Raw genomic sequence first — 14,031 nt, 5'->3', positions numbered from 1 at the left:
CGCGGCGGCTGATTCATGAATCGCGAAGTCACTGGTTAGCGCGGACGAGCCGCGGGCGTCTGCCAGTCAACATGCCAGTAGAGCGTCCACAGGTTTTCGAGCTTCACGGATTCGGCGTGCCCATCGAAGAACGAGAAGTTCAGCGCCCCCGGCAGCGGGCTGGCCGTGTTCGCGCCGGTCGGCACGGGACTGGGGCGCTGGTGGCGCGCGATCATGAGACGCCACATGCCGGCCGAGACATTGGCGCCGTTGGGTCCGGCCTGCTGGCCGGTCGCCAGGTTCGGCCACGGACGGTCCGTTTCCATCGGCCACGAGTCCGGCCAGATGCCGTCCCCGAAGAGGGGCGCGAGCGAAGGCTGTTTCACCTGGGACTCCTTCATGAAGACCTTGACGTCCCGGGTCGGATCGCCGGTGGACGACGCATAAAACCAGCCATTGAGCAGATAACTGCCCCAGTGATTGGTGTTGCCGGACTGGCCGCCCCAATACCAGGTCCGGTCCACCGCGCCCGCCGTGGTCAGGGGCGAGGGAATGCGCGTGCTCGGGCAGAGCCGCACCTCGTCCACCTTGCCGTAGCTGTCGGCCAGCACATCCAGCCAGACCTTGCTCGCGCCCGGATAGGCAAAGGGCGCCTGGTTGTCCGTGATGTAGATGGATTCCGCGAGGGCCAGTTGTTTGACGTTGCTGAGGCAGTTGATCGTTTTGGCCTTCTCCTTCGCCTTGGACAACGCGGGCAGCAGCATCGCCGCCAGAATGGCGATGATGGCGATGACGACCAGCAGTTCGATGAGGGTGAATCCCTGAACGGTGTGATTGGTTCGCCTGGTTCGATTTCGGTTCATGAGCCTGTTCATTTCATTCACTTGCAGTGACAAAGGGGCGCCCGCTGCGGCACACAACGTCCGGCAGCGGGCACCGTGAAGACTAATTGCTCAAACGGAAGAACCTCGTGTTGCCGGTCAGCGGAAGCGTGACCTGAATGCTGTTGCCCACCTGCGTGGGCGTGGCCGCGACGTTCTGCCAGTCGGCCAGACCAAGGTCCGCGCAGGACTGAAGCATGTAGGTGCCCGTGCTGTAGGGCCACGATACCACCACGTTGCCGCCACCCACGGTGAGCGAGAGATTCGGCGGGAAGGCGAACTCAATCGCCTGGTGCACGTGGGTGATCCCGCCCGCAACGAGCACCGCGCTCGACGGACCGGTGATGGCATAAATGCCGGACGCCGAATAATCGGCGTAATACACGAAGGGACCGGAACTCAGTGTGCCCACGGCATCCGCGGCGACACCGCCCGCAAGCGTCGTCACCACTCCGTTGGTGCTGATGGCCGCGATGCTCGTCGCCCCGTTCGAAAACAGGAATCGCTGATTGACCTTGTCCCAGCTCAATCCCTGCGGACCGACCAGCCCTGTTGTCAGGTTGCCGAGGTAGAATCCGTTGGTGTCAAACTCGTGCACCGGCCGGTTCGCCGCGTTGAAGCCGCCCCGGTTGGCGACGTAGAGATTGCCATCCGGCCCGAAGGCAATTCCCGTCGGATTCACCAGCGTGTAATTGAAGCCGTCCGTCGTGGGCACAAACTCCGACCACGTGCCCGCGATGGTGTCATACTTCATCACGTTGTTCGTCCCAAACGGCGTGGCCATGTAGATGCTGCCGGCCGCGTCCACCGTCAGCGCGTTGGCCGGACTGGCGAAGTAATCCACGCCGTTGGTGCCCAGCGAACCGAGGTAGTCACCGCTCGCCGCGAACTTCAAAACCCGCCCGCCATTGGCACCATCGGAGACATACACATTGCCCGCCGGATCCTGCACGACGCCGATGGGTTCCGTCATGGGCAGGCCGTCATAGGTGCCGGCGGCGAACACCTTGGTCAGCATCCAGTTCGTGCCCACGCCGCTGTATTGCAGCACGCGATTGCCCGCGCCATCCGTGACCAGGTAGCTCGTTTGCGGCAGCGGCTCGCTGGTGACAGCGTAGGAGGCCGATTGGTCGCCGTAGCTGACCGTGATCGTGGCCGTGCCATAGCCCACCGCCCGCACCACGCCGGAGGCGCTCACCGTAAACACGTTGGTGTCGCTGGAAGTGAAGCTCACGCCGCTGAAGTTGTTCAACGGCACGCCGGACACGTTGGCAAACGTGCCGTAGGCGAGCACCGTCTGCTGGCCTTGTTGCAGCATGTTGGTGTTCAGCGCCAGCGATACGGACTGCAACGCACCGGGATCGCTCACCACGTTGTCCGGCCCGGCCGCGTAGTGGAACGCCACATTGGTTGCGTCCAGCACGCCCGAGTAAACGCGGAACTCATCAATCGACTCGGTGGCCGCAGGGTCCACGTAGAACTGGGAACGGCCGAGGTAGTTGTAGTTGTCCACAATGCCGGCGAGATCCTGGCCGGTGATGTTCGTCTTTTGCGCCGCGAGCACGCCGTTCAAATACAGTTTGATGGTGCCGCCCAGCGGATGCACCACCGCCACAATGTGCACGTTGGTCTTGTTGTCCAGGGTGCCGGGGGCATCGACAGCCACTTCGCCGCCCGCGCCGGTCTTCAGCGCCACGCGCGTGGTGCCCGACGCGCTGTGCGGCGTGAGCGCGACGTAGGCGGTGCCGTTGATGCCGTCGTTGTCACCGAAGTCAAAGAGCCGGGCCCAATTGTAGTTGGTGCCAAAGCTGGCCCACGCCTCGAACGTCAGGGCGTCGTTGCCGCTGATGAGGCTCGGGCCGAAATCGACGTAGGTGTAGTCGTATTGGCTCGTCGGCGCCAGGGCGAGCTGGCCGTTGGCATAGCTGTAGCTGAAGCCGGACACCGTGCCGTTGGCCGTGCCGACCGAATCATTGGCGTCGCTGGTGAAGCTGTAGCGGTGAATCAAGGTCGTCGTCAACGGAACGACGGTGATGTTGGTGGCGGCGTTAAACGCGCCATTCGTGACCGAGAGCGTCGCCGAACCCAGACCGACCGCCGTCAACAATCCCTGCGGGGAGACGGTCAGCACTCCGGGATCGCTCGAACTCCACACCGTGTTCGGGTCGGTGCTCAAGTCCACGCCGGACTGGGCGACGTAATCGCCCGTGAAATGCGCCTGTTGCACGGTCCCGGCCAGCATGTTCGTGCGGGTCACGCTCAACGTCACGCTTTGCAGGCTTCCCAAGCCGAAGCCGACGGCGTAGTTCATGTAAAGCGAACTGCTCAGCGTGGGCGTGGTGCCCGCATCCACTGGCGTCACGGATGTGGTGCTCGTGTTGTTGCACAAATAGATGTGTCCCGGCGAAGAGAAACTGCCGTAGAAGACGTTGGTGCCATCCGCCAGCACCCCGAGAATGTTCTTCTTGGTGGAATCGCCGCTGGGCTGTTGCGCGGTGATCAGGCTCAGCACGCCGTTGGTCGTGCAGGCGCAGACCACCGAGCCGCCGTTGCCCGAGGTGCAGATGAACCGGCTGCCAACCGGATCCCAGCGCAAGCCCATGGGCGTGGTTAGGTAGGTGCCGGAGAAGACCGCGTTGGTGCGCAGGAAAGTGCCGTTCGTATCAAAGACCAGCATGTTGCCATATTGCCGGTTGCAGACGTAAAGATTGTTGTCCGGGCCGAAGTCCAGGCCGCGCGGCGCGTTCAGCCGGACCGCGGCGTTGCTGACCACCAGCTGCGTCCACTGGTTGCTGGCAACAACGTATTTCCAAATCTGGCCCGGCGCCCCGAAGGCGACCGTGCCATAAAGGTTCCCGTCCGGACCGCAAATCATGTCGTCCAGGCCGCTGCCCGGCACATTGAATCCGTTCAGCCCGGTGGTTGCGTCACCCACCAGGTCGAGGAACACGCCGTTGGTGTCGAAACGCAAAACGCGGTTCTGGCCAGCGGTTGTGGTCTGGTCGCTCACGTAGATGCGGCCTTGCGGATCCTGCGCAACCGCCGTGGGCTTCGTGAACGGCGCCGCGTCACCCGTGGGCGTGGAAGTGTCGGCGAAGTTTTTCACGTAAGTCCACGTCTGCCCGTTGACATAGAACAAAACCACCCGCGCGTTGTTCTGGTCGGCCACCAATGCGAACCGGCCGGCGTGCGCCGTCACCGTCGTCAACAGCGCGCCCAAACCGAGCATGGCGAGGAGGATTTTTACGGGTTTCATGAGCAAATTGCCGTTGGATGCAGCTCCGAAACCGGCGATCGGGCCGGCCGCCGGGCCGCCGTTCACCACCGGGGCGGCGTGACTGTTGATGCTAGGGATGGTTCTTTTCATGGTTTGTTACTGGTTGTTGATCGTTGACAGAAATGCAGGAACATTGGCCGGCTTCAGGGCGTCTCGACCACGCGATAGTAACGAACGTTCGCCAACTGGCCGGTGACGGCAAACGTGGCTTCCTCCCCCGTGCCCTCCCACGACTGTCCCGCGTCCTGCCACGTGTGCAGGTCATCGGACCATTCCACGTGATACAGCCGCGCCGGCCGCGTGCCGCAGGCAATCAGGCTCGTGCCCGTGGCCGGCGCGTGGTCAAGCGCCCGAATGCGCACCGCGCCCGGGCCGGCGTTCACGCGAAAATTTTCCACGCGGCGAAACAGGTAATAGTTCGCGTTGTGCCCGATGGCCGGATCGCCGTAATCGTCGCAAAACGCCGTGCGCACCGTGGCCACGAGATCCGCCCCGTCGAACTGCCAGTCCGCGTATTGAAAACCGAACCGCGTTTGATTTCCGTTGAAGGCGGAAGCCACCACCGTGGCGTCGTCGCTGTAAAGCCGCCCGTCCGCCATGACGATGCGTTCGACGGTCCAGTCATTCAGGTTGGGCGAGCTGGCCAGCGCCAGGATGCCGCGGAACCGCTCGGCGTTGTAGGCGGCGTTGCGGAACTTGCGCGGAATGTAATTGCACAGCGTCCAATACCGTTGCGAAACGGGATCAAACCGGATGGTGAAGCGCGTGGTGCCACCGGGAAAATCAATGAATCCGCTGCTGCTCGGATCAGTCGGATCAAAATCACCGCCGCTGAAGGCGGTCGTCGCGGCGCCCGTGCCGGCGTTGTATTGCACCCGGATGACCGCCGCCTTGCCGCCAATCGCGGCGCCGTTCGGGTAACGGTTGTCCACGCGCATCACCAGCACCAACCCGCCGAGCGGATCTTCCACCGTGTTGCCTTCGAGCCAGCCGCGGAACGTGCCGCCCAGCCAGTTGGTGTCCCGCACGACCGTTGAGGACAATGCCCAGTTGGTCGGCGCCAGCAAATCGGAATTCGTCGGCGCAGAAATGGCCGCAATGAAATTGTCGCCAAACGCGCTGCCGTGACTGCGCTCCGCTGCCAGCCAAACCCGGCCATGTTTGAGGACGTAATCATGTCCCGGCCCCCACATTTGGCCGGCGAACAGGCGTCCCGTGTTGTCAGGCCCGTCGCTGACGGACGTCCACGTCGCGCCGTTGTCGGTCGAGCGGCGGATGACCATGTAACCAGTGGCGCTGCTGTTGGCGTTGCCGAGGGAGTAAAGCGCGCCGTTGATTTGCAGGAAATGATTCCAAAACGTGCCGTCGTCGTCCGCGGCGCCGGCAACCATTTCGTTGATCTGGCCCAGCCGCGACCAGTTGGTGCCCCGGTCCGGGGACCGATACAGGAAGGTCTGGCCCAGCGTGGTCTGCGAGGAGCCGCCGCCAAAGTAATCGTGCGAAGCGAGGTAATCTCCGTTCGGCAAAATGACCAGCGCGGGCGAACCCAGGTAGCGGCCCGTGTTGTTGGGGCTGTAATAAATCGGCACGCCCGGCAAATCAGGGCAGCCGTTGGCCTTCACCGGCGAGCGCGGCCCCAGCGTGGCGGCGAGCAAATACGATGGCCCGTTGAGAAACTTCACCACCGGCGTGACCGCGTTGGTGTTCGCCACCAAATCCACCCGTCCCGAACCGTAGCGGGTAAACGCGATGCGTCCCTCCACGCGATTCACGCCCAGAAAACTGTCGGAGCCGGACTGCGTGTAAACCGGCGCCACCACTCCGCCCGGGGTGATGCTCTCCAGCACGCCGGTAAACGTGCGGCTCATTAAAAACCGGTTGCTGACGGCATCCCAGAACAGCGCCTGCGGGCTCGTGGCGGTGACGAGATTGCCGAGAAACGCGCCGGTGGCGCCGCTGAATTTGCGAATCGCGTTGTTCTGCCGGTCCGCCAGGTAAAGATTCCCATCATCGGCAAACGCCAGACCGCGCGGCGTGTTCAACGAATAACCAGCGCCGCTGTTGGGCACGAACACGCTCCACGCGCGGGTGTGAAGATCGCAGCGATACACGCAGTTGCCCGTAGCCGTGCCAAACGCAAGTGACAAATACAGATTGCCGTCCGGCCCGAGGACGAGCGCCTGCGCGTTGCCACCCGCAAACTGCACTCCGTTGGTCCCAAGAGCGCCGAGATAAACGCCATTGGTGTCAAAACACAGCACGCGGCCGTTCGTCACCGCCTCGGCCACATAGAGGTTGCCCGCCGCGTCCTGCGCCAGGCCGGCGGGCGTGGTCAGCGGCGCACCGGCATAATCGCCCGCCGCGAACACACCCGTATAAACCCAGTTCGTATCGGTGACGTGATAGGCGCGCACGGCGTTGTTCAAACCGTCGGAGACCAGCACATCCGTGGTTGCGCGAGCCGCGCCCAGACCAGCCATCAGCACGCCGATGGCGAGGCCGACGAAACAAAGTTGCGGTTGGGAAGAAGTCATCATCAATCAGGCAATGCGGTCCCGGGCGCTGCGAGCAGCCGTGCCCGGCCGGCGGCCGTTTTTGGATGCTGCATCGTTGCACGCATGAACGCAGTTGTCGTTTGAGATCGTCCACCGGACTATTTTGCACACGCCAGCCTTGCCAACCACAGCCGGACCGGCCGGGCGCAATTGCATGACGGGCGAGGTGAACATGATTCCACTTTAACCAGCCTTCGCGCCGGCTTCACCCCCCCAAAGTGATGGTTTCCGCGGCCGCCGGGCCGATGGATGGCGAGCACGTCGCGGGAGAGTTGGGAACGCCGCCAGCCCGGCGGATCGGTGTCGGCATGCAGGATAGGTCGGCGGGACGAAGCCGCTGGTGAAGCAGCGGACGGAAGAAGGGCGCAGCCCCGGCGTTGAACAGCGCGTCAAACCTTTGACTGCGCCCCGACGAATTTCATGGCTGCTTCCGTGCGGCTGCGCACATGAAGCTTTTCATAGATTTGTTTCAGGTGCCACCGCGTCGTGGCAACGCTGATGTTGAGTTGATCGGCGATTTCCTTGTTCGCCAGCCCGCGCGTCAGGCAATCGAGAATCTCGGTTTCGCGCCGCGACAAATGCGGCATCGCCGCCGCCGCGGGTTTGCTGCGGAAGGAGGCGACGACCTTGCGGGCAATGGCGCTGGTCATGGGCGCCCCGCCCTGCCGCAGTTCCTCGAGCGCCTCGATGATTTCATCCGTTCCATTCCGCTTGAGAATGTATCCGGACGCGCCGGCCTGCAGGGCACGGAAGATTTTGTCCTCGTCCTCATACACCGTGAGCATGAGAATTTGGAATTCGGGGAACCGCTGCTTCAAGCTGGCCGCGCATTGGATGCCCGACATGTTCGGCAGATGGATGTCCATCATCACAATGTCCGGGGTGTGCCGGGGAATCTCCCGCAAGGCGTCCTCGGCGCTGTCGCAGGCGCACACGCAGCGGTAGCCGGGCAGTTCATTGACGAGCTTTTCCAGGCTCTCGCGAATGACGCGATTGTCTTCCACGATGGCGATTCGGGGCATGCGCAATTCACCATACACAACTCCGCCCGGACGGGCAGGCGAAAATCCCGATCCCCCGGCCACCGCGTCGTCACTCGAGTTCACGCGGCCAGTGTCCCGCCCGCGCGCCGAAGCGACAGCCCCCCAAGCGGATGGTTTCGCGACATTGCCCGTGCCGGATGCCGGACCCGCCGGCCTCAGTCGGGCAACGGCATGCGGAAGCTCACGCTCGTGCCATGTCCCAGCGTGCTTTGCACCGCGCAGTCTCCGCCAATCTCCCGCAACCGGCGGCGCATGTTCCCGAGGCCATTGCCCGCGTCGGCCACCGCCGCGACCACGAACCCACGGCCGTTGTCCTCCACCACGACTTCCAGGCGGCCTTCGCGCACGTGCACGCGCAGCCAGATTTCGGTGGCGCCGGCGTATTTCATCGCGTTGTTGATGGCCTCGTTCGCGGCGAGCAGCAGATTGTTCCGCACCTCGGCCCGCAGGTTGACTTCGGGCAGGTTGTCCGCCACGTCGAGCCGGCAACGAACCGCCGCCGCCCGCAGGCTTTCCTGAACGCGCGAGCAGAGATAATTGACCGTGGCCGACAACGTGTCGTTGGCCGGATTCACCGCCCAGACAATTTGGTCGAGCGCCTTGGTCAGCCGCGCCGAACGTTGCACAATTGCCCCCAGCCGCTCCCGCAAAGCCTCGGATGACAATGCCTCCGTGCGCGGCAGCGCTCCGAGAAAGCTGATCTCGGTCAGGCTGCTGCCCAGATCATCATGCAAATCCTGGGCGATGCGTGCCCGTTCCTGATGCACGCGCCGTTCCTGTTCCGCCCGCGCCAGGCGCAATTGCAGCCGGCGCAGGGAGACCCGGCGCACACCGGCGGCCACTCCCGCCGCGGCCAGCAGGAACATCGCGATGCGGAACCACCACGTTTGCCAGAAATGCGGCAACACCCGCAACGCGACGGCCACGCCCGGCTCGGTCCACACGCCTTCTCCGTTGCGCGCCCGGAGGCGGAAGTGATAGCTCCCCGGCGGCACGAACCGGTAATTGGCCACGCGTTGCGCGCCGGCGAGCTGCCAGTCTGCGTCCAGCCCCTCGAGCTTGTGCATGAAGCGGAGCTTGCCGGGATTGGCCAGATCCAGCGCCGTGTAATGAAATTCCAGGTTGTTCAACCCGGCGGGAACGGCAAGCGGCGCCACGGACTGTGGAACGGCATCGCTGCGCACCGGTGCGGGCAGCAGGGACTGGTCCCCGGCCTGCACCTCTTCGATGACCAGACACGGAGCGTTGGTCTGGGTCGCGACCTTCGCCGGATCCACCCGCACCACGCCGCTCGCCAGGGAAAACCACAGCGCCCCATCGGCGGCGCGGAGCGACAACGGGGCGTGCTCGGACACGAATTGCGTCGTCGGCAACCCGTCGCTCCGGTCGTAAAGCACGGCGGTGATGCGCGGGCTGCGACCCGCGCAAAAGGCGTCCAAGGACGCCCGGCTGACGCGCGTCAAACCGAGATTGCCGCCCAGCCACAGGTTGCCGGCCGCATCGCTTTGAATTTGGAGAACGGCGTCATCCGGCAGGCCATCGCGACGGGTGATCCGGCCAAAACGCCCGTTGGCCAGCCAGCCCAGACCGGCGGCGCCGCTGCCGATCCAGAGCGTTCCGGCCGCATCCTCGTGCAGCGCCGCGACGTTGTTGCCGGGCGTTCCGTTGGTCGCCCGCAACCAGGTCAGTTGTCCGCCGGCCCAGCACATCAAACCGTCGCCGCCGGTGCCGATCCAGATCGTTCCGTCATGCGTTTCGGCGAAAGCCGTGATGGCCGCATGCCGGCCGGTGTCCACCCGGCGAACGCCCGCAAAGTTGGTGCCATCAAAACGAAACACACCGCCCGGATGGGTGCCCACCCACACGCCCCCAGCCCGGTCCTCAAACAGCGCCGTCAGCCACGTGCTCTCCAGGCCGTGCGAGTTCAAGTATTGTTGCACGCCGGTGGCATCGCGCCGGAACAAGCCCTGATTGAACGTGCCCAGCCACAATGCGCCATCGTGCGTGGCGCACAACGACCAGACAAACGCATCCGGCACGAAACCGGGTTCGCTGTGGAACGGCTCCACTGCACCGGCGGCATAGCGCCAGACGCCGCCCCCGTCAGTGCCGATCCACACTGTGCCATCGGGGCTTTGCGTGAGGGCTGAAGTCACGTGATGCCCGAGTCCGCTTTCGCGGGAGAGGACTTCAAGATGCCGTGGCTTGAGCCGGTTCAGGCCGCCGCCGTTCGAGCCGATCCAGATGTCGCCCTGCGCGTCTTCGCACAAGGCGCGCACGTCATCGTGCGCCAGGCCGTTTTCCGTGGAGAGATGCAACCAGTGCCCGGCGCGCCAGCGGTGCACTCCGCGATTGCGCGTGGCCACCCAGATGTCGCCATTGCGGGCCGCGAGGAAAGCCACGTGATGACCGTCGAGCGAGGCGTCTCCGGCGTCCATGGGCGTCCAGTGGTCGCCCTCGCGCCGCAGCAGCACGTTGTTGCCTCCCACCCACACGGCGCCGTGCTGATCGCGGCCGAGCGTCCAAAGCTCCCGGCCGCCTGTCGCGGTGGCAATCCCGTCGAACCCGCGAAACGTGCCGTCGCGAAATTCATAAAGACTCGCCACCGTCAGCACGAGCAGGGTGCCATCCGGTTGCAGCAGGAGCGAACGAACCGCTTCCGCCGGGCCGCGCGGCGGCGTGAAATGCTCGCGCACCCCGTCGCGCCAGCGGTCAAGGCCCGTGTTCGATCCAAACCAAAAATCACCGGCCGCATCCTCGGCAAACGCGCGCACGTCACCTGGCACCCCGTCCGCCGCCAGCGCGATGCCACGCCAGCCCCCATTTGTCCACCGGGCACAACCGCCGACGACACCGGCCCAAAGTTGCTGCTGGTGATCCACGAACAAGGCGAGCGCGCGGCTGTCCGGCAAACCGGTTTCGCCCGCACGATAGGCCGTGAACTGCACCCCATCAAACCGGGCCACCCCGCCCGCGGTGGCCACCCACAGGTAGCCGTCCGGCCCCACGGCCAGCCCGTTCACTGAATTGTGCGGCAGCCCGTCACTCGTCTGCCAGGTGTCGATCAGGTATTCCGCCAGACCGGGGCGCACGGGTGCCGCCCCGGCGGCGACCGCGCCGGTCAGCAACACGCCGCAGCCGGCCGCACACACGCGGCGCAGCGCGACCGCAAATCCTGAACGCAACGGTGGAAGCACAACGCAATTCAATGAGCACCAAAGCCCGCACCAAAACCAGTGGAAAAGCAACCTGATGCCCCCTCCGTTTGAGGGGGTGCCGCCGGGTGCCCGCGCAGGCCAGCATGGTCTCATGCCTCACCCGGAAAAGCTGCTCGGAAAATCAATCAACCTTGATCTCCTGCAACAGATGGGCGTGATGCAGCGCGACAACGCCAGCCGCGTCCTGTGGCACAAACATGCCGGCTTCGAGATCCTGTTTCTCCTGGAGGGGGCCACCACTTATGAATTCCGTGCGCATGGCGCGGTGGAATTGCGCGGCGGTGAGTTCCTGATTGTGCCGCCGCGCGCCGTGCACCGGGGCCGCCACAACGTGCGTTCGCCCTGCCGGATCTGCGGGCTGGTGCTCAGTTCGCAGCCCGTCCTGCCATGGAGAAATTCACCCTTCACGCGTGCCGACGCGGTTCGTCTGGGCCAGTCGCTCCGCCAGTCGGTGATGACGGTCCATTCATTCAATTCCAGCCTGCGCTGGACGCTCCGTCAGCTGATGGATGAAACCGCGGGTTACTGGCGGCGTCCCCAGGACACCGTGACGCAGGCCAAGCTGCGCAACCTCATCTGTGGTGCCCTGCTGGAAACGGTGCGTCAGATCCTGTCGCCAGCCCGCATGCCCCGGGAGATTGCGGCGGCCGCCGTGAACTTTCTCCGGCAGCATCACGCGGAACCCGTTTCCATGGCGACGCTGGCACGGCACCTCGGCTACAGCCGCTCCCGAACCTTCGAACTCTTCAAGGCCGAAATGGGACTCACACCGAATGATTACCTGCAACGCGTCCGCATGGAAAACGCCTGCCATCTGCTGCGCCGGACGACGTTGTCCGTGACGGACATCGCCCTCTCCGTCGGCTTCAACTCGAGCCAGTATTTCAGCACCGTCTTCCGCCGCTACACCGGGCGCACGCCCGGCGCATTCCGCCAAACCTCCCCCCGGCGCGAATCTAATGGCGTTTCCAACCCGTAGATCGTCGTGCGCCGAATGCCCCCACGGCCAACGCGGACCGGCGGAGTTCGGCATGACACCATGCGATGCGGAGCCGCACGGCTTACCACATTCCCATCGGAATGCCCGCCGGACAAAATTTACAGGCCGAGCACACCACGCATCCGCGCGGGCTGTTTCACAACATCCGCCAGCGTGTAATTGTCCAGAACCTCGAAAAAGGCGGCGGCCGCTTCGTCCAGAACCCCCTTGAGGCGGCAGGCCGGCGACAGCCGGCACGAGCGTCTCGAACCGTCCTTGCAATCAATGACGGTTTCCTGCTCCTCGCCCAGACGGACGACATCGCCCAGGCGAATGTCCGCGGGCGGACGGGCGAGCGTGAAGCCGCCACCGATGCCGCGAAACGTCTGGAGATAATGATGCTGCCCGAGATCATGCACCACCTTGACCAGATGATGGCGTGAAATGCCGAAGGTTTCCGCCACTTGATCAACGGTGACGCGTTCCGGACTGCGCAGGGCGGCCTGCATGAGCACCCGCATGGAATAATCGGAATAAGCGCTGAGTTGCATGATTTGCCGGTGGTCAAAATGAAGCTTGCCATCCAAAGATGGACTTGTAATACATCTTTTGCCAAGGGCATTTTTACGCCCGGGCGTGCCGACCACGGCGACCAAAACGGAAATGCAGATTTGAATTGGCCGACGTCAACCGCCGCAGACCGGACAGCCCCGCTGAAACTGCCGGAGCCCATGTGCCCGCACGCCCACCAGCAGGACAATGTCCCCTGTCGCAGGGTGCCTGGGCGCGCGGTTCGAGCGCATCGGCGGCGGGCACCGTTCTCAATCTCATGAACACCCATCCTCATCGCGGCGGCTTCTCCACCCGGTGCATCCACGCGGGCACGCACCGGGACACTGTCACGGGAGGCGCGTGCAGTCCGGTCTTCACCTCGACGGCCTATGCGTTTCCCAATCCGGCCAATGAAAACATTTATCCGCGTTACTTCAACACGCCCAATCAGGAGGTCATAAACCGCAAGCTGGCCGCCTTGGAGGGCGGCGAGGCGGCGGTGGTGTTCGGCTCGGGCATGGCGGCCATCGCCACGTTGCTGCTGGCCCATCTTCAGCCGGGCGACCACGCAATTTTCCAGAGCGATCTCTACGGCGGCACCATGCAATTCGTCACGCGGGAGTTGCAACGGCTGGGCGTCCAACTTTCCTGGGGTGCGAACGCCGCCGAGTTCGCCGCTTCCGTGCGGCCCGAAACCCGGCTGGTTTATGTCGAATCGCCCTCCAACCCGCTGCTGCATTGCGTGGACCTCGAGGCGATCGGCCGGTTGGGCAGGAGCCGGGGCATTCTGACGGTGGTTGACAACACCTTCGCCACGCCGATCAACCAGAATCCACTCGCCCTCGGCATTGACGTGGTGGTCCACAGCGCCACGAAGTATTTGAACGGGCACAGCGATTTGAACGCCGGCGTGGTGGTGGCCTCGGCTGGAATCGTCCAACGGGTCAAGGCGAGCGCGGTAAACTTCGGCGGGATGCTTGATGCCTTTGCCTGCGCGCAGCTGGAACGCGGCCTGAAAACGCTGGCCGTGCGCGTGCAACGGCACAACGAAAACGCCCTCGCGCTGGCACGTTTTCTCGAAGCCCACCCGGCTGTGGCGCGGGTCAACTATCCCGGCCTGCCCGCGCACCCCGACCACACGCTGGCAGCGCGTCAGATGCGCGGGTTCGGCGGGATGCTGTCCTTTGAATTGCACGATGCCGGTCGGGTGGATGCCCTGCTCGAACGGCTGAAGCTGTTCCTGCCGGCGTTGAGCCTCGGCGGCGTGGAAAGCCTGATCTGCGTTCCTTCGCGCACGTCGCACCGCACCCTTTCCCCGGCCGAACGGAGTCGGGCCGGCATCAGCGACGGGCTGGTGCGGGCTTCCGTCGGAATCGAAGACACCGCCGACCTGATTGCGGATTTTGCCCAAGCGCTGGGAAAAGCATGACGCGCCTTGAAAGCGTCGGCCCCGCAGGCTCCGCGATGATGGCCCGTTCGATTGTGTTTCTCGTGAACCGGAGCCGCGCAACGCCCGACAAGAATGTGGCTGCAAGATCATCGGCCGC

At 64.3% G+C, this 14,031-nt stretch carries 8 protein-coding genes; 2 read left to right on the top strand and 6 right to left on the bottom strand.

Annotation, left to right across the window (positions count from 1 at the left end):
• Positions 1 to 35: 35 nt before the first annotated feature.
• From VFV96_00485 to VFV96_00465, 5 genes are all read right to left on the bottom strand, one after another.
• Positions 36 to 842, bottom strand: a complete 807-nt coding sequence (locus tag VFV96_00485) for a prepilin-type N-terminal cleavage/methylation domain-containing protein (GenBank protein HEU5068872.1) — start codon at positions 840 to 842, stop codon at positions 36 to 38.
• Positions 843 to 924: 82 nt separating this feature from the next.
• Positions 925 to 4,227: a hypothetical protein gene (locus VFV96_00480; protein HEU5068871.1), complete on the bottom strand. Its 3,303-nt coding sequence runs from the start codon at positions 4,225 to 4,227 to the stop codon at positions 925 to 927.
• A 53-nt stretch (positions 4,228 to 4,280) separates the two neighbouring features.
• Positions 4,281 to 6,674, bottom strand: coding sequence for a hypothetical protein (locus VFV96_00475; protein ID HEU5068870.1), 2,394 nt, complete (start codon positions 6,672 to 6,674; stop codon positions 4,281 to 4,283).
• Positions 6,675 to 7,081: 407 nt separating this feature from the next.
• Positions 7,082 to 7,714 carry a response regulator transcription factor gene (locus VFV96_00470; GenBank protein ID HEU5068869.1) on the bottom strand — a complete coding sequence of 211 codons (633 nt, stop codon included), beginning with the start codon at positions 7,712 to 7,714 and terminating at the stop codon, positions 7,082 to 7,084.
• Between the two features lie 176 nt (positions 7,715 to 7,890).
• Entirely contained in the window at positions 7,891 to 10,932 is a 3,042-nt protein-coding gene (locus tag VFV96_00465) for a two-component regulator propeller domain-containing protein (GenBank protein HEU5068868.1), read from the bottom strand.
• Between the two features lie 112 nt (positions 10,933 to 11,044).
• Here VFV96_00465 and VFV96_00460 point away from each other — a divergent pair, with 112 nt between their 5' ends.
• A complete protein-coding gene (locus tag VFV96_00460) occupies positions 11,045 to 11,932 on the top strand; it encodes an AraC family transcriptional regulator (GenBank protein ID HEU5068867.1) in 888 nt (295 codons plus the stop codon).
• Positions 11,933 to 12,051: 119 nt separating this feature from the next.
• Here the strand turns inward: VFV96_00460 and VFV96_00455 are convergent, their stop codons facing one another.
• On the bottom strand, positions 12,052 to 12,483 hold the full coding sequence (locus tag VFV96_00455) for an Rrf2 family transcriptional regulator (GenBank protein HEU5068866.1): 432 nt from the start codon (positions 12,481 to 12,483) through the stop codon (positions 12,052 to 12,054).
• Positions 12,484 to 12,761: 278 nt separating this feature from the next.
• Between VFV96_00455 and VFV96_00450 the strand changes: the two genes are divergently transcribed.
• Complete coding sequence (locus VFV96_00450) at positions 12,762 to 13,913, top strand: aminotransferase class I/II-fold pyridoxal phosphate-dependent enzyme (GenBank protein HEU5068865.1); 1,152 nt, start codon at positions 12,762 to 12,764, stop codon at positions 13,911 to 13,913.
• The last annotated feature ends 118 nt before the right edge of the window (positions 13,914 to 14,031 follow it).

It is taken from the genome of Verrucomicrobiia bacterium (assembly GCA_035765895.1).
GTDB lineage: Bacteria > Verrucomicrobiota > Verrucomicrobiia > Limisphaerales > DSYF01 > DSYF01.
This window is presented reverse-complemented; position numbering and strand designations above follow the sequence as displayed.